Raw genomic sequence first — 19,372 nt, forward strand, 5'->3', positions numbered from 1 at the left:
TCCTGTATGTAATCGTCGGTTCTGCGACCGACTGCGCGTCCGATCTTTGGGCAGGCCTCATCCCCGCAAGCGCCCGAACCGTTAGGAATTGTTGCGGGGCGCGCGTCGGCGTGGCTAGATGGGCGGTGCAAGGGGGATCGGCCGAATGAGTGTCCTGAGACACCGTCGCGTGCTGCTGGCCAGTTTCGTCGGGACGGCCATCGAGTTCTACGACTTCTATATCTACGCAACCGCCGCCAGCCTGGTGTTCGGCGCGATCTTCTTTCCGGCGAGCGATCCCGGGCTGCAGCAGATGGCGGCGTTCGCGACGCTGGCGGTCGCCTTCTTCGCGCGGCCGGTCGGAGCGGCGTTCTTCGGGCACTTCGGCGACCGGATCGGGCGCAAGTCGACCCTGGTCGCGTCGCTGCTGACGATGGGCGTGTCGACCACGCTGGTCGCCTTCCTCCCAACCTATCAGAATGCCGGCTGGATCGCACCGGCCGCGCTGTGCGTGCTGCGCTTCGGCCAGGGTTTCGGCCTGGGCGGGGAGTGGGGCGGGGCGGCGCTGCTCGCGGTGGAGAATGCGCCGCCGGGCTGGCGCGCGCGGTTCGGCGCGGCACCGCAGATGGGGGCGCCGGCGGGCTTCATCGCGGCGAACGGCCTGTTCCTGCTGCTCGGCCTGTGGCTCACCCCCGAGCAGTTCGCGGGCTGGGGCTGGCGCATCCCGTTCCTGATCAGCGCGCTGCTGGTCGCCGTGGGCCTGTGGATCCGCCTTAAGCTGACCGAGACGCCCGAGTTCGCCCAGTCGCTGAAGGAAGCGCCGCCGCCCGCGGTGCCGCTGGCGGAGCTGGTGCGCCAACACGGCGGAATGCTGGTCGGCGGGACGGTCGGGGCGATCGCCTGCTTCGCGACCTATTACGTCGGCACCGCCTTCCTGCTCGGCTACGGCACCAAGTCGCTCGGCTTCACCATGCAGCAGTTCCTCTCGCTCCAGCTCGGGGCGATCCTGTTCATGGGCGTCGGCATCTACCTCGCGGCGTGGGCCGCCGACCGGCACTTCGACGAGCGGCGCGTGCTCGCGGGCGGGTGCGTCGCGACCATCCTGCTCGGCTTCACGATCGCGCCGCTGATGCAGGCGGGGCTGGGCGGCGCCTTTGTCTTCCTGTCGGCCACGCTGCTCGCAATGGGGTTCGTCTACGGACCGCTCGGCGCCTGGCTGCCGGGACTGTTCCCGCCGCGAGTGCGCTACACCGGCGCGTCGATGACCTTCAACATCGCCGGCGTGCTCGGCGGCGGGCTGACGCCGCTGATCGCGCAAGCGCTCGCGCTGCGCGGCGGCCTGGCGCCCGTCGGCCTGTATCTGAGCGGCATCACCGCCGTCAGCCTCGTCGCGCTGCTCGCGTTGCGCCCACGCCCTGTCGCCCCCGTTCCGATGGAAGGACCCTGACCGATGTTCCTGCTGCCGATCGCCCTCATCGCCGCGCCCGTTCAGGCGGCTCCCGCTCCCGCGACCGAGATCGCCGCGGCGGTGCGCGCCGACTACCAGAAGAGCCTGGGATCGCTGTTCGACTGGTTCCACCGCAACCCTGAACTGAGCTTCAAGGAAGTGAACACGGCCGCGCGGATGGCGAAGGAGCTGCGCGCAGCGGGCGCGACGGTGACGGAGAAGGTCGGCGGCACCGGCGTCGTCGCGATCCTGAAGAACGGAACCGGGCCGACCGTGCTGATCCGCGCCGACATGGACGGGCTGCCGGTCAGGGAAGCCTCCGGCCTCCCCAACATGTCGGTGGCGCGGCAGGTAGGGGTCGACGGGGTCGAGAATCCGGTGATGCACGCCTGCGGGCACGACACCCACATCACCGCGCTGGTCGCGACCGCGCGGCGGCTACAAGCGATGAAGGATCGCTGGAAGGGCACGGTGGTGATGATCGTGCAGCCGGCCGAGGAGCGGGTCGGCGGCGCCAAGGCGATGGTCGCCGATGGGCTCTACACCCGCTTCCCCAAGCCCGACTACGCGCTTGCGTTCCACGTCAGCGCGCAGCAGCCGACCGGCACCGTGTCCGCCTCCACGGGCATCCAGTATTCGTCGTCGGACTCGGTGGAGATCGACGTGCCGGGCGTCGGCGCGCACGGCGCCTCGCCGCACGCGGGCAAGGACCCCGTGTACATGGCCAGCCAGCTCGTCATCGCGCTCCAGGGGCTGATCAGCCGCGAGCGCCCGCCGCTCTCGCCCGGTGTGATCACGGTCGGCTCGTTCCACTCGGGCGCCAAGCACAACATCATCTCCGACATGGCGAAGCTGCAGGTGACGGTGCGCGCCAACGACGAGAAGACGCGCGCGCAACTGATCGCCGGGATCAAGCGCGTGGCGGAGAGCGTCGGGCGGCTGAACGGCATGCCGGACGACAAGCTGCCCAAGGTAACGGTGAGCGAGGGCACGCCGACGACGATCAACGACGCCGCGCTCGCCACCCGCCTGAACGCAGCCATGGTCCGCTCGCTCGGCGCCGACGCGGTGACCCCGTTCGAGCAGAACGGGATGGGGGCGGAGGACTTCGCCTACCTCGTCCAGCCCGACAGCGGCGTGAAGGGCTACTACTTCGCGGTCGGCGGGACGCCCAAGGCGGCGCTGGATGCCGCGGCCGCCGGCGGGCCGCCGGTCGCGTCGCACCACAGCGCACTCTTCAAGGTGGAGGCGGAGCCGACGATCGTGACCGGCGCCACTGCGATGACGGTGGCAACGCTGGAGTTGCTCGGCGGTGGAGCGGCGCGCTAGCCGACCATCCTGAGCAGCGTCAGCTTGGCCTTGCCATAGACCCGCTCGGCGTCGACCGCGAAGCCGGTGACCGCGACATCCTCGGTCTTGGCAGTCTCGATGCTGACCCAGGTCGCGGGCGACGTCCAGCCGAGCCGCGCGAGCTTGTCGAGCGCGACGTTGCCGGCGCCCGAGCCGTAAGGCGGATCCATCAGGATCACGTCGAGCGGCGCGCGTGCCGGCCCGAGCGCGAGCACAGAGGAGGCGCGGACGTCGGCGGCCCGGGTGCCGAGCTTCGCGACGTTGGCCCTGAGCGCGTCGATCGCCGCGCGGTCCTGCTCGACGAACAGGCAGGAGCCCGCGCCGCGCGACAGCGCCTCCAGCCCGAGCGCGCCCGAGCCGGCGAAGAAGTCTCCGACCGCCAGCCCCTCAAAGCTGCCGATCCGGCTGGCGAGTATGGAGAACAGCGCTTCCCGCGTGCGATCGGCGGTCGGGCGCGTCGCCGCGCCCGCGGGGGCGACAAGCGGCCGTCCGCGCCACTCGCCGGCGATGATCCTCACGAGCGCGGTCGCCGCGGCTTGGTTGGGCGCGCCTTCGGCTTCGCTTTCGCCCAGCCAACGCCCTTCTTGGGTCGCGGCGCGCGAGCCGTAGGCTCGCCGGCGACCGGGCGCGTGTCGAGTTCCTCACGCACCTCCGGCTTGCGGACCGGACCACGCGCCCGGCTGGCCGAAGGCGCGGCACCCCCGGATTTTTGAAGTGTAGCCGCCGTGGCTGGGCGAGGCGGACGCTCGGGCCGCGCCGATGCCTTCTGTGTCCCAGCGGATGGTCTTGCAGGGCGCGGCGTCGGCGTGGCCGGACGCGGCGCGCGTTCGCGCGGCGGCTGCTCGGGCCTGCTGCGCGGCAAGCGCGCCGGTGCGCCGCCCTGCACCGCGATCGGCTGCTCCCGCGCGACTTCTTTTGCGCGACCACGGCCCAGGCTCTGCCGGAACGCGACCAGGTCGTGCTGGCGCACCTCGCCAATCGCGCCCTCGGGCAGGTCGGCGAGGACGAACGGGCCGTAACGGGTGCGGATCAGTCGACTGACGCGCAGCCCCAGGAACTCGAGCACGCGGCGCACCTCGCGGTTCTTGCCCTCGGTCAGGATCATCTCGATCCAGACGTTCGCGCCGGTCCGCCGCTCCAGGTTGGCGTCGATCGGACCGTAGCGGACGCCCTCGATCTCGACGCCTTCGATCAGCGATTCGAGCTGCTCCTGCGTCACCGCGCCATAGGCGCGCGCACGATAAGCGCGCTCGACGCCGGTCGAGGGCAGCTCCAGCTGGCGCTTGAGCTCGCCGTCGGTGGTCATCAGCAGCAGCCCCTCCGTGTTGAGGTCGAGGCGGCCGACCGGCATCAGCCGCGGCAGGTCGGGCGGCAGCCGATCGTAGATCGTGGCGCGACCGCCCGGATCGCGCGCCGCGGTCAGCACGCCGGCGGGCTTGTGGAACAGGAACAAGCGGGCGAGGGCGGCCGCCTGCACCGCCTCGCCATCCACGGTGACGCCGTGGAGCGAGGTCAGCAGCGTCGCGGGCGTATCGATCACCGACCCGTTGACCGCGATGCGTCCTTCGGCGATCATCCGCTCGATATCGCGGCGAGAGGCGACTCCGGCGCGCGCCAGCAGCTTGGCGATCCGCTGCGGCTCTCGTGATCCTGTTTGTTGCACGTTCGGGGCCTTAGCGCGGCGACACGGGGCAGACAAAAATTCTTTGCGTCACCACCTTGGGTCAAGCGTTACGGGGTCGTCAGGATCGCTTCGTGTGTCGGGAGCGGCGGAGGAGTCGTCGATGTTGTTCGGGAAGAAGGAACGCCGGATCAGCCGCATCCTGATCGTCGAGGACGAACCGCTGGTCGCGTTCGACACCGAGCATTTCCTCTCGAGCGAGGGGTTCGAGATTGTCGCGACGCTCGACACGGTGGCGGATGCGCAGGCGGTGATCGGAACCGGTGTCCCGATCGACCTGGTGCTGGTCGACGTCAACCTGTCGGACGGCAGCGGGGTCGAGGTTGCGCGGCTCGCGCACGGTCGCGGGATAAAGGTGTTGTTCGTGACCGGCACCTGCCCGGGCGACGCCCGCGCGCTCGCGGCAGGATGCCTCGCCAAACCCTATCCGCAGCGCGACCTGCTCGCCGCCGTCGGTGCGATCGAAAAGGTGCTGGCGGGCAAGGCACCCAAGCGCCTGCCGCAGAGCTTCAGCCTGTTCCTCGCCGCCGCCTGACGCGTCGCCCCTTTCGCGTCCGCCAATTTCCGCTACCGTCGCCGGCTTTGGCGGGGAGCGCGCATGAGTGAAGCGACGGTGCGGGGACGGTGGGGCGGCGTCCGCCCTTATTTTGAGGCGGCGCCGCTCGCGACCTTCTTTCTCGGCATCTCGTCGGGACTGTGCTTCACGCTCATCGGCGCGACGCTGACCAGCCGCCTGGCGCAGAGCGACATCGACAAGAAGACGATCACCGCCTTCACGCTCGCGTTCCTCGTCTACAATCTGAAGCCGCTGTGGGCGTGGCTGGTCGACGGCGTGCGACTGCCCGTCATCGGCCGGCTCGGCCAGCGCGTATCCTGGCTGCTGTTCGCGGGCGGGCTGGTGATTGCGGCGGTCGCGAACCTGGCGCGGGTCGATCCGGCGACGCAGCTCGGCGCGACGGTGACCGCCGCGATCCTGGTCGGCATCGCGGGTGCCACCTACGACATCGTCATCGACGCCTACCGGATCGAGATCCTGAAGCCCTATCAGCTCGGCGTCGGATCGGGGATGATCCAGTACGGCTGGCGCGTCGGATCGGTCCTGGTCGGCGCGATTGCGCTGGTGCTCGCCGCGCGGGTCGGGTGGAACGCCGCCTATTTGATCTGTGCCGTCTTCGCGCTGCCGGCCATGGTCGTGGCGCTGCTCTTTGGGGAACCGGAGCGGCACCGCCCCCCGACCGAGCGGCGCGGCATGGGTGAGATCGCCGCGTCCATCATCGGGCCGTTCACTGAGTTCTTCCGCCGCGCCGGCGCCGGCCTCGTCCTCGTCTTCATCCTTATCCACAAGATCGGGGACACGCTGGGGCAGCTGGTGCTGCGCCTGCTGCTCGACGACCTCGGCTTCACCAACGACGAGATCGCGCTTTACGACGTCGGAGTCGGCTTCTGGGCTTATCTGATCGGCATCTTCATTGGCGGCGCACTCTACGCGCAGCTCGGGCTTAAGCGGTCGGTGCTGATCAGCCTGCTGCTGATGGCGGTGTCGAACGCCAGCTTCGCGCTGCTGGCTGGCGCCGGGCATTATCCGCTCGGGCTTGCCGGGACGATGGCGTTCGAGAACATCGCGAGCGGGATCGGCAGCGTGACGGTGGTTGCCTACTTCTCCGCGTTGTGCGACCTGCGCTTCACCGCTGCCCAGTACGCCCTGATCTCGTCCGCCGCGAGCATTGTCGGCCGCTTCATGAACGTCGCCGTCGCGAGCGATCTGGTGGACGCGTTCGGCTGGGCGGGCTTCTACTGGATCACGACGCTGGTCGCGTTCCCGGGCGTGCTGCTGTTCTGGTGGATGAGCCGCTCCGGCCTGATCGACCGTTCGATCGGCACGGCGGGCACGGCGGGGGAGGGCGACGCTCGCGCCGGTACCTCAGCCTAGCGGCAGCCCGAGGTCGGCGCACGCGGTTGCGAGCGCCGCTGCAGTGGCGAGCGGGCCGCTGGCGTCGCGCACCGCCAGCAGATCGGCGAGGAGCAGCCCGGCCGCAGCCTCGTTGGTCAGGCAGCGCGTCAGCACCGCGACCAGCGCCGCTTCGGACGCGGTCATCCTGGGGCAGCACCACGGCGCGATCTGGATCGGCCGCGACGATACCTCGGACAGCTCGAGCATGAGGGTGCGCAGCAGCGTCAGCGGGCGGCGGAAATCCTGACCGAAGCCGGTCAGGAACGCGTGCGCGGCCGCCGCATCATCCAGCCCGTGCGCGCCCATCTGCCGCACGCCGAAGATCACTAGCCGAAGCGCGGCGTCGTCGGGCTGCACGTGCGGCAGGGTGGCGGTGAGACGGTCGTGCGATAACATGGGGCGGTCTCCGCTTCGGACCGCAACATCGTCGTACAACGTCTAATGATAGTCAATCGCAACAAAGGTCAGTCAGGGCGCTCGTCGTTCTGACGGAGCGCTTCGCCGGCGAGATAGAGCGATCCGAGGATGGCGACTGATCCCGCCGGACGCTGCGCCACGGCGTGGAGCGCCGCCGGCAGGTCTGTCGCCACGTCCGATTCGATCCCGAGCGATCGGCCGAGCGCCGCTAGGCTCGCCGGCGCGTGGTGATCATGATCGGGGACCGGAACGGCGGTCAGCGAGGCGGCTTGCGGCGCGATCGGTGCGAGGAATCCGGCCGCGTCCTTGTTGGCGAGCATGCCGAGGATCAGGTGCAAGGGCTCGGCGGTCGTCTCTGCCAGCGCGGCGGCAACCGCCGCGGCGGCGGCCGGATTGTGTCCGCCGTCCAGCCACACCGCGGTACCCGCCGGCACCAGATCGACGAGCGGACCCGGCGACAAGCGCTGCATCCTGGCCGGCCAGCGAGCGGCAAGGGCAGCCGCCTTCATCGCTTGTTGCGATACCGGGACCCGGTCCTGCGACCGTAGCATCGCGACCGCCAGCGCCAGGTTCCCGACCTGGTGCTCGCCATGGAGCGCCGGCCACGCGGTCATGAACGTGCCCGATCCCGCCGGCCAGTCGTGGAAGACCTTGGCCAGCGTGGCGTTCGCCCCGTGGCCCCAGTCGGTGCCATGGACGCGGATCGGCGCGCCGGCGGCCATGGCGACGCGGCCGACCACGTCGTTGACTTCGTCGCCATAGTCGAGCGTCACCAGCGGCCGTCCGGGCTTCGCGATGCCCGCCTTCTCGCGCGCGATCGCGTCGATCGTGTTGCCGAGGAACGCCTGGTGGTCGATTCCGAGCTGCGCGATCCCGCACGCCGCCGGATTGACGACGATGTTGGTCGCGTCGAGCCGCCCGCCGAGCCCAACCTCGATCACGCACGCGTCGGCCGGCACCTCGGCGAAGGCCAGAAAGGCGGCGGCGGTGGTGACCTCGAAGAAGCTCGCGCCGAGGTCCCCGGCGATGTCGAGGACACGCGCGAGGAGCGGCGCCAGCGCGGCATCCTCGATCAGCGTGCCCGCCATTCGGATCCGCTCGTTGAACCGGACGAGATGGGGCGAGGTATAGGCGTGGACTCCATACCCTTCCGCCTCCAGCGCGGCGCGAAGGAAGGCGCAGGTCGATCCCTTGCCGTTGGTTCCGGCAACGTGGAACACCGGCGGCAGGCGTCGCTCCGGGTTGCCCAGCCGGTCGCACAACGCCTGGATGCGGGAGAGCCCAAGCACGTCGGCCCCCGGCGACAGCGCGGTCAGCCGATCGAGCTGTGCCTGCACGGCCGGATCAGTGGATCGCGCGTGATCCATGCCCCGGCGCTCAGGCGGCCTTTCGCTCCGTGCAGAGGAAGGCGGCAAGGCGGCCGAGCGTTTCCTTCAGCTCGCGGCGATGCGTCACCATGTCGATCAGGCCGTGGTCGCGGTAGTATTCGCTCGTCTGGAAGTCGTCGGGCAGCTTTTCGCGAATGGTGTTCTCGATCACGCGTCGGCCGGTGAAGGCGAGCGTCGCGCGCGGCTCCGCGATCTGGACGTCGCCCAGCATCGCATAGGCCGCCATCACCCCGCCGGAGGTCGGATCGGTCAGCACGACGATGTAGGGCAGGCCGGCGTCATGCAGCATCTCGATCGCCACGGTGCTGCGCGGCATCTGCATGAGCGACAGGATGCCTTCCTGCATGCGCGCGCCGCCGCTCGCGGTGAAAACGATGAAAGGCGCGTTCTCGCGAATCGCCGCCTCGCACCCCGCGACGAACGCCTCGCCGACCGCCTGGCCCATGGAGCCGCCCATGAAGGCGAAGTCTTGCACGCCGATCACCGCCCGATGACCGTCGATGGTGCCGACCGCGTTGACGAAGGCGTCCTGCTCGCCCGTCTGCGCGCGCGCCGCCTTCAGCCGGTCGGCATAGCGCTTCGAATCACGGAACCTCAGCGGATCTTCCGGCACCTTTGGGCTCGGCAGCGTCCGCCAGGAACCCGCATCGAAATGGTATTCGAAGCGCAGCCGCGGCCCGATCCGCTCATGATGCTCGCACTTGGGGCAGACGTGGAGGTTTTCCTCCAGCTCCTTCACGAACACCATCTGCCCGCAGCCCTTGCACTTGTGCCACAGGTTGTCGGGGGTCTCGCGCTTGGCGGCGAACGGGATCGCGTTGCGGACGCGGTCGAGCCAGCTCATGCTGCTTGGTCCTTGGTTGCGCCGCGCACCGCGGCGGAAAGGGTTGCTACATAGGCGCGGACCGGCTCGGCGGCGGCTGCACCATGCTGCGCGACCAGATCGACGATTGCCGAGCCGACGACGACGCCGTCGGCGACGCGCGCGACCTCGGCGGCTTGTGCGGGCGTGCGGATGCCGAAGCCGACCGCGACGGGCAGGTCGGTCGACGCCTTCAGTCGCGCGACCGCGTCCGCGATCGACGCCTGTGCGGCCTGCTGCAAGCCGGTGATGCCGGCGACGGAGACGTAGTAGAGGAAGCCGCCTGCGCCCGCGAGCACCGCGGGCAGGCGGCGCGCATCGGTGGTGGGCGTGGCGAGCCGGATCGATGCGACGCCGGCCCCGCGCAACGCGACGCCGAGCGCGTCGTCTTCCTCGGGCGGCACGTCGACGCAGATCACGCCGTCGACACCAGCTTCAGCGCAGGCGGTGGCGAACCAGTCGGGTCCGCGCCGCAGCATCGGATTGGCATAGCCCATCAGCACCAGCGGCACGCTCGGATGCCGCGCTCGAAAGTCGCGTGCGAGCGCGAACACCTGCGCGGTGGTGATGCCCGCCGCCAGGCTGCGGATGTTCGCCGCCTGGATCGCGGGGCCGTCGGCCATCGGGTCGGTGAACGGCATCCCGAGTTCGATCACGTCGGCGCCGCCCGCGACCATCGCGTCGAGGATCGCTGGGGTGGCGGCGACACTCGGATCGCCGGCGGTGACGAAGGTGACGAGCGCCGGCCCCCTGGTGAACGCCGCGGACAGCCGTGTCATCGCCGCAGCCGCCGGCGCCACTGGCGCGACCAGACGATGGCGATGCTGACCAGGATGACCGCGACGAGTTCGCGCCAGGTGAAGGCCAGCACCCGCCCGTCCGGCATGATGCGGCTGATCACGAAGCCGAGCCCGACCAGGATCAGCACGAGCGCTGCGACCGACAGGATCGCCTTGATCGACTGCGGCATCAGATCGCGACTCCCAGCGCGTGGGCGACGGTGAAGATGTCCTTGTCGCCGCGTCCGCACAGGTTGGCGAGGATCACCTTGTCGCGCGGCATCGCCTTCGCGCGGGGCGCAACGGCGGCGATGGCGTGGCTCGGCTCCAGCGCAGGGATGATTCCCTCCGTCCGGCACAGCAGCTGGAATGCGTCGAGCGCCTCCGTGTCGGTGACGGCCGTGTACTCGACTCGACCGATCTCCTTCAGCCAGGCGTGCTCGGGGCCGATCCCCGGATAGTCGAGCCCCGCGGAAATCGAGTGCGCCTCCGTGATCTGCCCGTCGTCGTCCTGGAGCAGGTAGGTGCGGTTGCCGTGGAGCACGCCCGGCACGCCGCCGGCCAGGCTCGCGGCATGCTTGGCGTCCAGTCCTTCGCCAGCCGCCTCGACGCCGAGCATCGCGACCTCGGCATCGTCGAGGAACGGGTGGAACAGCCCGATCGCGTTGGACCCGCCGCCGATCGCCGCGACCAGCACGTCCGGAAGCCGACCGGTGCGCGCCAGCATCTGCGCGCGCGCCTCGCGCCCGATCACCGACTGGAAGTCGCGGACCAGCTCCGGATAGGGGTGCGGGCCGGCCGCGGTGCCGATGATGTAGAAGGTGTCGTGGACGTTCGCGACCCAGTCGCGCAGCGCCTCGTTCATCGCATCCTTCAGCGTACCCGCGCCGCTCGCGACGGGGCGGACCTCCGCACCCAGCAGCTTCATGCGGAACACGTTCGGCTGCTGCCGCTCGACGTCCTTCGCGCCCATGAAGATGGTGCAGGGCAGGCCGAAACGTGCGCAGACGGTCGCGGTCGCGACGCCGTGCTGGCCCGCACCCGTTTCCGCGATGATCCGGGTCTTGCCCATGCGGCGCGCGAGCAGGATCTGGCCGACGCAATTATTGATCTTGTGCGCGCCGGTGTGGTTGAGTTCGTCGCGCTTGAACCAGACCTCTGCGCCCATGCCCTCCGGCGCGGACGCCCGCAGCGCCTCCGTCAGCCGCTCGGCATAGTAGAGCGGGCTCGGACGGCCGACGTAATGTTCCAGGAGGTCGTCGAACTCGGCCGCGAACGCCGGATCGGCCTGCGCCGCGCGATACGCTTGCTCCAGCTCCAGGATGAGCGGCATCAGCGTCTCGGCGACGTAGCGTCCGCCGAACGCGCCGAAGTGGCCCCGCTCGTCTGGTTGGGCGCGATAGGAATTGAGTGCATTCATCGTCATTCAGCCCGTTGCGGCAGCCGCTTGGAGGAAGGCGGCGACCTTGTCCACATCCTTGACCCCGGGTGCGCTTTCCACCCCGGATGACACGTCGACCAGCGGCGCCCCGGTGCGGGCGATCGCTTCCGCCACATTGGCCGGATCGAGTCCGCCGGAGAGGGCCCACGGCAGCGGGTGAACGAACCCGTCCAGCACTGCCCAGTCGAAGCGCAACCCCATTCCGCCGGGGAGCGCGGCGTCATCCGGCGTTTTCGCGTCGTAGAGCAGCCGATCGGCCGCGCCAACGTAGCCGCGCGCGGCCTGGAGGTCGGCGCGCACCTTGACGGGCACCGCCGCCCAGGTGTCGAGCTCCGTCAGCCGGCGCAAGTGCGCGACCTTGCCCGGTGCGGTCTTGTGGAGCTGGATCGTGGCGAGCCTACCCGCCTGCGCCGCCTGCTCGACCAGCTGCTCGTCCGGGTCGACGAACACGCCGACAATGCCGACGTGGGAGGGCACCCGTGCTGCAAGCGCCGCCGCGCAATCCCAATCGACATGGCGCGGGCTGGGCGGGAAGAAGACCAGCCCGACGTGCGACGCGCCGCCGCGCACCGCCGCGTCGACTGCCGCTTCGCTGGTCACGCCACAAATCTTAACCGCTGCCATGCGATCGTCGCCTACCGACGATTGCGTGCGGGCGAAAGGGCGGCGGTGAGAAGCGGACGCAGGCAGATGAGGTTCGGCGAAGCACCGGTCAGCGGCGCGGAACGCTGGGCGATCGGCCATCTGATCGGCTGGCGGATCCTGGCGACGGCCGCGATCGGGCTGATCGCCTCGCGCGCGATCCTCGGCTGGCTCCACGTGCAAGGCATCTATGGGGTCGCCGCGCATGTCGCGACCTTCCTCGTCATGAACGCGCTGTTCTTCGGCGTCTGCGCCAAGGCATGGTTCCGGGCCGAGCTGCCGATCGCGCCCGCCGGCTGGCGCGAGGGGCCGCGAGCGCGCATCGCGGTCGCGCTGCTGATCGTGAAGGCGAGCCTGTGGGCGCTGCTGCCGCTCGAAGTGCAGCTCTTCATCTCGTTTCTGATCGCGGCCGCACGCCTCTAAGGCCGTGGCTAGCGGAGCGCTTTCTCCAGCACCACCATCTCGAGCGGCGGGTCGAGCGGGATTGGGAACGCGCGCCGCTCGCCAGTGAGTTGGTAGCCGCGACGCTCGTAATAGGCGATCAGTTCCGTGCGGACGTCGATCACCGTCATCTCGATCCGCTCGGCGCCGAAGCTGGCGGCGGCCAGCGCCTCACCCTCGTCGAGGAGCAGCCGGCCGATCCCCGCCGCCTGATGCGCCGGATCGACGCAGAGCAGCCCGAGGTACGCGCGGTCATCACTCAAATCCGTGACCTGAACGCAGCCGATCAGCCGATCCTCCGTTTCGACGACGAGCAGCCTCGCGGCCTCGTCTTCGAGAATGGTTTCCAGCGTCGCAAGATCGATCCGTGCGCCCTCGATCAGGTCGGCCTCGTGGGTCCAGCCGCCGCGCGCCGCCTCGCCGCGGTACGCACGTTCAATCACGAGGTGGAGGTCGGGCAGGTCCTCCGCCTCAGCCAGGCGGATGCAGTATTCGGTGTCGTCCACCCGCCTCACATAGCGCAGGTCAGGCGGGGAACAAGCCGGGCACGACGCCGCGGGCCCCGATCAGAGCGTCGCCTCGATCGCCCGGGCGGCGGCGTCCGGATCGTCGGCCTGGGTGATCGGACGCCCGATCACCAGGATCGATGCGCCCGCGTCGAGCGCCGCGCGCGGCGTCACCACACGCTTCTGATCGCCGACGTGGCCGTTCGCCGGCCGCACGCCCGGCACCACGAAGAAGCCATCCCGCCACGTCCTGCGCGCGGCGGCGACCTCCTCGCCCGAGCAGACGATGCCGTCGATCCCCGCCGACCGGGCGAGCTCGGTCAGGCGGACGACCTGCTCGTGCGGGTCCGGTGCCAGCCCGATGGAGGACAGGTCCTGCGCGTCGAGGCTGGTCAGCATCGTCACCGCGACCACCTTGGTGCCCTCTGGTGCTGCCGCCTTGGCGTCCTCCAGCATCGCGCGACCGCCGGTGGCATGAACGGTCAGGATCGCGGGTTCGAGCGGGCGCAGCGCCTGGATCGCCTTGGCGACCGTGTTCGGAATGTCGTGGAACTTGAGGTCGAGGAAGACCGGCAGGCCGACCTCCGCCATCTCGCGCACCCCGGCGCGACCGTTCGCCATGAAGAATTCCAGGCCCAGCTTGATGCCCCCGACATGGTGGCGAACCCGGGTCGCAAGCGTCTTCGCGCGGGCGAGGTCCGGCGTGTCGAGTGCAACGTAGACGCGCGTCGTCACGGCCGGGGATCGTCGATCAGCGGCGGCGCCGCCGAAGGCGGCGGCAACGGTGCGCCATCCGCGGGCCACACGGTGCCGGTCGATGGAGTCGGGGGAGGGGTGGCAACGGCGAGGCGCAGGTCCTGCACCGCGCGCTCGCTCGACTGCAGCCGCTGCTTCAATCGCCAGCGCACCGCCTGATGCCAGAAATAGGTCGGGAGCAGCCCGGCGAGGAAGCAGATCAGCAGCAGCAGCGGCAGGTTGATGTCGATCAGCAGCCCGCCCCACAGGCGGACCGAGACCACGTCCCAGTTGTTGAACGCGAAGCCCACCGCGAGCGCCACGGTGAACACGACCAGCAAGGTCTTCAGGAACTGCATGGGGGCAGCTTATGCAGTTCGGGCGGCCTTGGCCACCCCGGCCCGGTCAGCCGAGCTCGGCGCGCAGCTGATCGAACAGGCCCGAGACGGCCGTGAGCCGTTCCTCCTCCGCATCAAGGATCGCGAGGAAGGCCAGCCGCTTGATCGCGGCGACCCGGCCCGGCTTCAGCCGGCTGCCCGACGGCATGGTCGACACCACGACGTCGATCAGCCGGTCGGCACCGTGCAGCCGTCCCCAAAGATAGTCGTTCTCACGGTAGGCGCGGCTGAAGAATGCCCCGAAATTGTGGAACTTCGTGCCCTTGAGGGTGGCCGCCGCGCCACCGGCGCGGATCGCGGTAGCGTCGTCGGGCGAGATGCGGTCGACCTTGACCGGATCGAATTCGTCCAGGCCCTCGCCCTGCAGCACCGGCAAGGTCGCGATGTCGAAATAAGGAAAGCCCAGATAGGCCAGCAGCAGCGGCCGGCGAAGCTCGCGCGGCAGCTGCGAGAGGGCGGCGGAGAGGCGGGCGTCGACCTGCGTATCGATCGCGGGCAGGTCGGTTGCGGTCGCTAGTCTCGCGAGCAGCGGGGCGGCGTCGTTGCCGAACTCGCGGATGGCGGGACGCAGGTCGTGCAGACGGTCGGGGCGCTGCAGCTCCAGATAGTCGGCAAGCGAGGCGTAGATCGCCTCCCGCGCCGGTGCGAGCGCCGCCTCGTTCACGCCCTCGTCCATCTCCGACAATCGTCGTGCGAGCAGGCGCAGGCGCCGGATGCGGAACGGCAGGTCGTGATCGCGCAGGAACGCGATCATGTCGGACTTGGGCGACTTCTCGGCCGCTGCCTCGGCGGTGATGCCCTGCCGTGCCAGCGTGTCCGTGATGCAGCGGTTGAGCCGGCGGCGGTGCTCCGCGTTGCTCTCCCCGACGGCGTGCTGGAGCAGGCGGACGATCTCGCTCACCACATCTACCAGCTTCAGGCGGGCGTAGGCGGAATAGGCGAAGCCCGCGTCGCGTGCGGCGGCGATCTGCGCGCGGCGGCGCCAGGCGGAGAGGCGCGCCGGTGTCGGATAGTCGAGGAAGAGGGTGTAGCCGAACTGGCGGACGACGTGCTCCTCCACCTCGTCGCGCAGCCCGGCCAGCATCGCGCGGAGCCGCTCGATCCGCTCGGTGCGCGCCTCGATCGCCTCCAGATTGTCACGGATCGGCTGCGCACGCGGCAGCTCGGAGACCGCGCCGATGATGGTCTGGAGAAATCCAGGTGCCTCCGCTTTCGCGACGCCCAGGTTGAAGTGGTAGCCGGGGACCGGATCGATGTAGACGAAGCGCCGGTCGATCTGGCGCTTGGCGGGGCGATCGCGGAGTGCATCCAGCGCCGGGCGGAACGGCGCGTTGGCGAGCACCGATCCGTCGATCAGCACCGCGTCCTGCGCCCCGTTGATCGCCGCGTGACGCGGCAGCACCCGGGCGAGAAACGGGTCGCGGGTCGGCCAGGTGGTCCCGCGTTCCGCCACCACCTCGTCGATCTCGCCGAGGGTGACGGGCGGGAATGCACCGGGGAAGCTGGAGGTGGCGCGCGCGGCGAGCGCCAGCTCGACCGGCTCGCCGATGTTGGCCGGCCCGCCGCCCGCGTCCCGAAAGGGAAAGATCAGGCGATGCTCGGTCTCGACCACCTCATCTGGCGAGTGGAGCCGCAGCCGCTCCGGATGGCCGCGGAAGTCGGTCACCGTCACGAAAAGGTCGAGCGGCTGGCCCGGCGGAAGCAGCCGCTCGCCCGAGGGCTCGCGCGCCATCGCATCGATCGCGTCCAGGACCATGTGGGTCAGCCGCTTGCCCCCGAACGGCGGCTCGAACCAGCGCGAGCGTACGAACCGGCGCAGCTTGCGACCGACCTCCTCGCGGGTGTCGGCATCGACCGACGGGTCGGTGTTGCCGCGGTCGGCGAGCAGCCACGCGAGCGGCGTCGCCCACAGCTTGGAAAAACGGTCCGGCGCCGCATCGGGGGAGAGCAAAGCCTCGATATCGGCATAGTCGAGCCACAGCCGGGTCAGCGGCTCGAGCGACTGGCCGCTCGCGATCGCCTGGGCCAGGAAGATGCCGTTGATCCCGCCCGCGCTCGCGCCCGCGATGATGTCGACCAGCACCCGCACGCGGGTGTTGCTCGCTTCCGCAATCTCGCCGAGCAGCAGTTCGTATACTGCCTCCGTGCCGCCGGTGCTCGGATCGCTCTCGTGGAACGCACGGGACGCGCGGGCGAGGCGCCAGATTTCTCCGGTGATCCCGTGCATGTAGACGGCCAAGCTGATCCCGCCGTAGCAGACGAGCGCCAACCGCAGTTCCTTGTCGCGCACGCCCGCTCAGCCAATCTCGAGCGTCGCCCAGACGGGCAGGTGGTCGGATGCGGTGCGCGCGGCCAGGCTGGCGTGAACGCCGCAGGCGACGATCCGGCACTCGCGCGACACCAGGATGCGGTCGAGCCGGGCAATCGGGCGACGGGCGTGAAAGCTGGGACCGGTCTCCGCACTCGTGAAGTCGCGGCAGAAATCGCGCAGGCAGCCGCCCTGCCGGCTCCACTCGTTGAGATCGCCCATCATCACGGTCGGGTAGGCGTCGGCAGCGGAGGCGACATGGTGCAGGATTGCGCCCGCCTGTCGCCGCCGCCACAGCCCGGACAGATCAAGGTGCATACCCAGCACGCGCAGCATGATGCCACGAACGCGGACGTCGGCCATCACCGCGCCGCGCGGCTCCAGCGCGGGAAGGTGGATCGGCTCGCGATCGACGATCAGCGCATCCTTGCGCACCAGGAGCGCATTGCCGTGCCAGCCCATGCTGTGCGCCCGCACGCCGAACGGCACCGCCTTCCAAGGCGAGTGTTCCTCCAGCAGGTGGAGCGGAATGACGCCCGCGCGCGCACCGAATCGTCGATCCGCCTCCTGGAGCGCGATCACATCCGCGTCGATCTCGCGCAGCACCTCCAGCGTCCGCTCGGGACGGCGACGACGATCGGTGCCGATCGCCTTTCGCATGTTGTAGCTCGCGACGGTGATCCGCCGGCCGGGGTCGCTCATCCGACGCAGTATCAGCCGGGCGGGGGCGTTTGTCGACGTGCCTCTCTGGCGGCCGCGACCAGGCTGGCGGCGGTCGCCTCCGCCGAGTCCGGAGTCATGGTGACGGCAAGCCCGTTTGGCCCGTCGAGCATCACGGTACCCTGTTCGGCGGTTGCCACGCCGCCGCCTTTCACCGGGACCGGTTGGTTGATCATACAAGACTCCACGCCACGTGAAGCGTCGAACGGATTGCCCGCCGTGTGGTTTCACGCGGGCGTGCCGCGCGGCAGCAGCATGACCGCGGCAAGCCCGCCGCCCTCCCGATTGGCGAGGGTCAGCGTTCCGCCGGCTTCCTCGACGATCGCGCGCGCGAGCGCCAGACCGAGCCCGATGCCACCCGTTCCGCGATTGCGGGAAGTCTCGACGCGGATAAAGGCGTCGAAGACCGTGTCGAGCCGGTCGGCCGGGATCCCGGGCCCGCGATCGAGCACGGCCACGCGGGCGCCACCGTTCGCAGCTCCGCTCACGCTCACCTCGGCGGCACCGGCGTACTTGACCGCATTCTCGATGAGGTTGCGGACCGCGCGACGCATCAGCAGCGGCCGCAAGCGAACCGGCAGCCGTGCGACGTCGTCCAGCGTCACGTCCGCGCCCAGGTCGCGGAAGTCGTCCACCACCGCATCGACCAGCGCCGCCAGGTCGACCTCGACCGGCGGCTCGCTCGATCGTCCGAGCCGAGCGAGCGACAGTATGTCCTCCAGCGTCCGCGCAATCTCGTCGATGATGTCGGCCATGCGGGCGCGGTCGCCCTCGTCCTCGACCGATTCGATCCGCACCCTGAGCGCGGCGAGCGGCGTGCGAAGATCGTGCCCGATCGCGCCCAGCATCCGGTCCTTCTCGTCCAGCATCGCGGTCACCCGGGTGCCGAGCGCATTGTAGGCGGCGATCACCGACCGGACGTCCTCCGGTCCTTCCTCCCTGACCGGCGCTGCATCGCTGCCGGGTCGGAAGCCGCGCGCCGCGGCGGCCAGCGAGCGGAGCGGGCGGGCAATGCGGTGGCCGATCCAGAAGACGGCGAGCAGGACGATGCCGTACAAGATCAGCGTCTGGGCGATAAGCTGCGCCACTACGCCGCGATCGGCCCGCACCCAGGGCACGCTGAGCGTCAGCCAGCCGCGCCCGGGCTGCTCGACCGCCACGAGCAGTTCCTGCATGCCTTCACGCCGGCGAACCCCGCGAGCGACCATCGAACGGCGCCGTGCCGTATCGCGCGACATCGGCTGCAACGCCGTTTCGACTCGTGAAAAGCGTAGTCCGGCGTCGCTCAGCCCGCTGCGGATCGCCTCCTCCGCCTGGCGCACCTCTGGCCGCCCGGCCGGGATCGGCGAAGTCCGGCTCAACCGGACGCGGTTGCGCGGGCGATCCGCGGGAAGGTTTCGTCCGGCGTCGAGCCGCTCGCTCGCGTCGATCAGCCGGACGATCGCGGGGTTGGTGGCGCTCGCCAGGCGCAGCTGACGCCGCTCACGCAGCAGCAGGGCGAAGTTGATTGCCTGCGCGACGAACAGCGCGATCGCGACCAGCAGGGCGATCTGGCCCGGCAGGCTGGTCGGCCAGCGCCGCCGCATCAGAGCCGGGTTACCTCGGCCGCCAGCGTGTAGCCGCCGCCCCATACGGTCTTGATCAGCGTCGGGTTGCGGACGTCCGCCTCCACCTTCTTGCGCAGGCGGCTGACCTGATTGTCGATTGCGCGGTCGAACGCCGCTGCCTCACGCCCCTGGGTGAGATCGAGCAGCTGGTCGCGGGTCAGCACCTGGCGCGGGCGAGTGACCAGCGCCAGCAGCAGGTTGTACTCGCCCGTGGAAAGCGGCACGGACACGCCCTCCCGGTCGACCAGCGCGCGCTCGCCGGTCTTCAGCACCCACCCGGCGAACGCGAAGCTGCCGCTATCGGGAGCGTGCTGACGCGCGCCGCCCCCCGCCATGCGGCGCAGCACCACCTTGATCCGCGCCGCCAGCTCGCGGGGAGAGAAGGGCTTCACGACGTAATCGTCCGCGCCCATTTCCAGCCCGACGATCCGGTCGGTCTCCTCCGTCTTGGCGGTGAGCAGGATGACCGGGGTCTCGCTGGTCGCACGGATGTGCCGGCACAGCGACAGGCCGTCCTCGCCCGGCATCATCACGTCGAGGATGACGAGGTCGATCGCATAGGCGGTGAGGCGGGTGCGGGCGGCCTCCGCATCCCCGACCTGGGTAACGCGAAAGCCCTGCTTGGTGAGATACTGCGCGAGCGGCTCGCGGATCGAGCGCTCGTCGTCGACCAGCAGGAGGTGCGGTTGCTCGGCGGACATGTCCATCGCGGTACCCTCA

The 19,372-nt window shown here is 70.0% G+C and carries 22 protein-coding genes; 5 read left to right on the forward strand and 17 right to left on the reverse strand.

Annotated elements, in window-relative coordinates; translation table 11 throughout:
* Nucleotides 1–145: 145 nt before the first annotated feature.
* Together CRO12_RS14085 and CRO12_RS14090 are read left to right on the forward strand one after the other, a co-directional pair.
* Entirely contained in the window at nucleotides 146–1,426 is a 1,281-nt protein-coding gene (locus CRO12_RS14085) for an MFS transporter (RefSeq protein ID WP_097064690.1), read from the forward strand.
* Nucleotides 1,427–1,429: 3 nt separating this feature from the next.
* Nucleotides 1,430–2,755 (forward strand): amidohydrolase, encoded by a 1,326-nt coding sequence (locus CRO12_RS14090; protein ID WP_097064691.1) that lies wholly within the window; start codon nucleotides 1,430–1,432, stop codon nucleotides 2,753–2,755.
* Here the strand turns inward: CRO12_RS14090 and rsmD are convergent.
* Together rsmD and CRO12_RS14100 are read right to left on the reverse strand one after the other, a co-directional pair.
* On the reverse strand, nucleotides 2,752–3,294 hold the full coding sequence (gene rsmD, locus CRO12_RS14095) for a 16S rRNA (guanine(966)-N(2))-methyltransferase RsmD (protein ID WP_097064692.1): 543 nt from the start codon (nucleotides 3,292–3,294) through the stop codon (nucleotides 2,752–2,754). The two genes, CRO12_RS14090 and rsmD, sit on opposite strands and share 4 nt — an antisense overlap.
* On the reverse strand, nucleotides 3,291–4,352 hold the full coding sequence (locus tag CRO12_RS14100; RefSeq protein WP_245858576.1) for a pseudouridine synthase: 1,062 nt from the start codon (nucleotides 4,350–4,352) through the stop codon (nucleotides 3,291–3,293). Before CRO12_RS14100 ends, rsmD begins: the two co-directional genes overlap by 4 nt.
* Nucleotides 4,353–4,560: 208 nt before the next feature.
* On the opposite strand from CRO12_RS14100, the gene CRO12_RS14105 reads away from it, so the two are divergent.
* Nucleotides 4,561–4,992, forward strand: a complete 432-nt coding sequence (locus CRO12_RS14105) for a response regulator (protein ID WP_097065090.1) — start codon at nucleotides 4,561–4,563, stop codon at nucleotides 4,990–4,992.
* 63 nt (nucleotides 4,993–5,055) lie between these two features.
* Nucleotides 5,056–6,387 (forward strand): AmpG family muropeptide MFS transporter, encoded by a 1,332-nt coding sequence (locus CRO12_RS14110; RefSeq protein WP_097064694.1) that lies wholly within the window; start codon nucleotides 5,056–5,058, stop codon nucleotides 6,385–6,387.
* Here CRO12_RS14110 and CRO12_RS14115 read toward each other — a convergent pair.
* The 7 genes from CRO12_RS14115 to CRO12_RS14145 all read right to left on the reverse strand — a co-directional run bounded on the left by CRO12_RS14115 (nucleotide 6,379) and on the right by CRO12_RS14145 (nucleotide 11,919).
* Nucleotides 6,379–6,804, reverse strand: a complete 426-nt coding sequence (locus CRO12_RS14115) for a DUF6628 family protein (protein ID WP_097064695.1) — start codon at nucleotides 6,802–6,804, stop codon at nucleotides 6,379–6,381. The genes CRO12_RS14110 and CRO12_RS14115 overlap by 9 nt on opposite strands.
* A 68-nt stretch (nucleotides 6,805–6,872) precedes the next feature.
* On the reverse strand, nucleotides 6,873–8,192 hold the full coding sequence (locus CRO12_RS14120; protein ID WP_097064696.1) for a bifunctional folylpolyglutamate synthase/dihydrofolate synthase: 1,320 nt from the start codon (nucleotides 8,190–8,192) through the stop codon (nucleotides 6,873–6,875).
* 10 nt (nucleotides 8,193–8,202) lie between these two features.
* Nucleotides 8,203–9,057: an acetyl-CoA carboxylase, carboxyltransferase subunit beta gene (gene accD, locus CRO12_RS14125; protein ID WP_097064697.1), complete on the reverse strand. Its 855-nt coding sequence runs from the start codon at nucleotides 9,055–9,057 to the stop codon at nucleotides 8,203–8,205.
* Nucleotides 9,054–9,854 (reverse strand): tryptophan synthase subunit alpha, encoded by an 801-nt coding sequence (trpA, locus tag CRO12_RS14130; RefSeq protein WP_097065091.1) that lies wholly within the window; start codon nucleotides 9,852–9,854, stop codon nucleotides 9,054–9,056. Before trpA ends, accD begins: the two co-directional genes overlap by 4 nt.
* A complete protein-coding gene (locus CRO12_RS14135) occupies nucleotides 9,851–10,045 on the reverse strand; it encodes a hypothetical protein (RefSeq protein ID WP_097064698.1) in 195 nt (64 codons plus the stop codon). The genes trpA and CRO12_RS14135 overlap by 4 nt, the downstream gene beginning before the upstream one ends.
* Nucleotides 10,045–11,274, reverse strand: a complete 1,230-nt coding sequence (gene trpB / locus CRO12_RS14140) for a tryptophan synthase subunit beta (protein ID WP_097065092.1) — start codon at nucleotides 11,272–11,274, stop codon at nucleotides 10,045–10,047. The genes CRO12_RS14135 and trpB overlap by 1 nt, the downstream gene beginning before the upstream one ends.
* Nucleotides 11,275–11,280: 6 nt before the next feature.
* A complete protein-coding gene (locus CRO12_RS14145; RefSeq protein WP_097064699.1) occupies nucleotides 11,281–11,919 on the reverse strand; it encodes a phosphoribosylanthranilate isomerase in 639 nt (212 codons plus the stop codon).
* 66 nt (nucleotides 11,920–11,985) lie between these two features.
* Here CRO12_RS14145 and CRO12_RS14150 point away from each other — a divergent pair, with 66 nt between their 5' ends.
* Nucleotides 11,986–12,360, forward strand: coding sequence for a hypothetical protein (locus tag CRO12_RS14150; RefSeq protein WP_097064700.1), 375 nt, complete (start codon nucleotides 11,986–11,988; stop codon nucleotides 12,358–12,360).
* Between the two features lie 8 nt (nucleotides 12,361–12,368).
* On the opposite strand, the gene CRO12_RS14155 is transcribed toward CRO12_RS14150, so the two are convergent.
* The 8 genes from CRO12_RS14155 to CRO12_RS14190 are packed head-to-tail and all read right to left on the reverse strand — an operon-like array spanning nucleotide 12,369 to nucleotide 19,359.
* Nucleotides 12,369–12,884, reverse strand: a complete 516-nt coding sequence (locus CRO12_RS14155; RefSeq protein ID WP_097064701.1) for a GNAT family N-acetyltransferase — start codon at nucleotides 12,882–12,884, stop codon at nucleotides 12,369–12,371.
* Nucleotides 12,885–12,944: 60 nt separating this feature from the next.
* Nucleotides 12,945–13,619, reverse strand: coding sequence for an orotidine-5'-phosphate decarboxylase (gene pyrF, locus CRO12_RS14160; protein WP_097064702.1), 675 nt, complete (start codon nucleotides 13,617–13,619; stop codon nucleotides 12,945–12,947).
* The gene (locus tag CRO12_RS14165) at nucleotides 13,616–13,978 is read right to left on the reverse strand and encodes a lipopolysaccharide assembly protein LapA domain-containing protein (RefSeq protein ID WP_097064703.1); all 363 of its coding nucleotides are present in this window, start codon (nucleotides 13,976–13,978) and stop codon (nucleotides 13,616–13,618) included. The genes pyrF and CRO12_RS14165 overlap by 4 nt, the downstream gene beginning before the upstream one ends.
* Before the next feature lie 46 nt (nucleotides 13,979–14,024).
* A complete protein-coding gene (locus tag CRO12_RS14170) occupies nucleotides 14,025–16,307 on the reverse strand; it encodes a patatin-like protein (RefSeq protein ID WP_097064704.1) in 2,283 nt (760 codons plus the stop codon).
* 6 nt (nucleotides 16,308–16,313) lie between these two features.
* Complete coding sequence (locus tag CRO12_RS14175; protein WP_097064705.1) at nucleotides 16,314–17,027, reverse strand: endonuclease/exonuclease/phosphatase family protein; 714 nt, start codon at nucleotides 17,025–17,027, stop codon at nucleotides 16,314–16,316.
* An 11-nt stretch (nucleotides 17,028–17,038) separates the two neighbouring features.
* The gene (locus tag CRO12_RS14180; protein WP_097064706.1) at nucleotides 17,039–17,221 is read right to left on the reverse strand and encodes a hypothetical protein; all 183 of its coding nucleotides are present in this window, start codon (nucleotides 17,219–17,221) and stop codon (nucleotides 17,039–17,041) included.
* A gap of 51 nt (nucleotides 17,222–17,272) precedes the next feature.
* Entirely contained in the window at nucleotides 17,273–18,631 is a 1,359-nt protein-coding gene (locus tag CRO12_RS14185; protein ID WP_097064707.1) for a sensor histidine kinase, read from the reverse strand.
* On the reverse strand, nucleotides 18,631–19,359 hold the full coding sequence (locus tag CRO12_RS14190; RefSeq protein ID WP_179641042.1) for a response regulator: 729 nt from the start codon (nucleotides 19,357–19,359) through the stop codon (nucleotides 18,631–18,633). Before CRO12_RS14190 ends, CRO12_RS14185 begins: the two co-directional genes overlap by 1 nt.
* Between the last annotated feature and the right edge of the window lie 13 nt (nucleotides 19,360–19,372).

Source organism: Sphingomonas guangdongensis (assembly GCF_900199185.1).
GTDB lineage: Bacteria > Pseudomonadota > Alphaproteobacteria > Sphingomonadales > Sphingomonadaceae > Sphingomonas > Sphingomonas guangdongensis.

What these genes read in the sequence shown, in the direction of transcription:
- CRO12_RS14085 (WP_097064690.1), top strand. Translation starts at nt 146, where the DNA reads ATGAGTGTCCTGAGACACCGTCGCGTGCTGCTGGCCAGTTTCGTCGGG.
- CRO12_RS14090 (WP_097064691.1), top strand. Translation starts at nt 1,430, where the DNA reads ATGTTCCTGCTGCCGATCGCCCTCATCGCCGCGCCCGTTCAGGCGGCT.
- CRO12_RS14100 (WP_245858576.1), bottom strand. Translation starts at nt 4,352, where the DNA reads ATGATCGCCGAAGGACGCATCGCGGTCAACGGGTCGGTGATCGATACG.
- CRO12_RS14105 (WP_097065090.1), top strand. Translation starts at nt 4,561, where the DNA reads ATGTTGTTCGGGAAGAAGGAACGCCGGATCAGCCGCATCCTGATCGTC.
- CRO12_RS14110 (WP_097064694.1), top strand. Translation starts at nt 5,056, where the DNA reads ATGAGTGAAGCGACGGTGCGGGGACGGTGGGGCGGCGTCCGCCCTTAT.
- CRO12_RS14115 (WP_097064695.1), bottom strand. Translation starts at nt 6,804, where the DNA reads ATGTTATCGCACGACCGTCTCACCGCCACCCTGCCGCACGTGCAGCCC.
- CRO12_RS14120 (WP_097064696.1), bottom strand. Translation starts at nt 8,192, where the DNA reads ATGGATCACGCGCGATCCACTGATCCGGCCGTGCAGGCACAGCTCGAT.
- accD (WP_097064697.1), bottom strand. Translation starts at nt 9,057, where the DNA reads ATGAGCTGGCTCGACCGCGTCCGCAACGCGATCCCGTTCGCCGCCAAG.
- trpA (WP_097065091.1), bottom strand. Translation starts at nt 9,854, where the DNA reads ATGACACGGCTGTCCGCGGCGTTCACCAGGGGGCCGGCGCTCGTCACC.
- CRO12_RS14135 (WP_097064698.1), bottom strand. Translation starts at nt 10,045, where the DNA reads ATGCCGCAGTCGATCAAGGCGATCCTGTCGGTCGCAGCGCTCGTGCTG.
- trpB (WP_097065092.1), bottom strand. Translation starts at nt 11,274, where the DNA reads ATGAATGCACTCAATTCCTATCGCGCCCAACCAGACGAGCGGGGCCAC.
- CRO12_RS14145 (WP_097064699.1), bottom strand. Translation starts at nt 11,919, where the DNA reads ATGGCAGCGGTTAAGATTTGTGGCGTGACCAGCGAAGCGGCAGTCGAC.
- CRO12_RS14150 (WP_097064700.1), top strand. Translation starts at nt 11,986, where the DNA reads ATGAGGTTCGGCGAAGCACCGGTCAGCGGCGCGGAACGCTGGGCGATC.
- CRO12_RS14165 (WP_097064703.1), bottom strand. Translation starts at nt 13,978, where the DNA reads ATGCAGTTCCTGAAGACCTTGCTGGTCGTGTTCACCGTGGCGCTCGCG.
- CRO12_RS14175 (WP_097064705.1), bottom strand. Translation starts at nt 17,027, where the DNA reads ATGAGCGACCCCGGCCGGCGGATCACCGTCGCGAGCTACAACATGCGA.
- CRO12_RS14180 (WP_097064706.1), bottom strand. Translation starts at nt 17,221, where the DNA reads ATGATCAACCAACCGGTCCCGGTGAAAGGCGGCGGCGTGGCAACCGCC.
- CRO12_RS14185 (WP_097064707.1), bottom strand. Translation starts at nt 18,631, where the DNA reads ATGCGGCGGCGCTGGCCGACCAGCCTGCCGGGCCAGATCGCCCTGCTG.
- CRO12_RS14190 (WP_179641042.1), bottom strand. Translation starts at nt 19,359, where the DNA reads ATGGACATGTCCGCCGAGCAACCGCACCTCCTGCTGGTCGACGACGAG.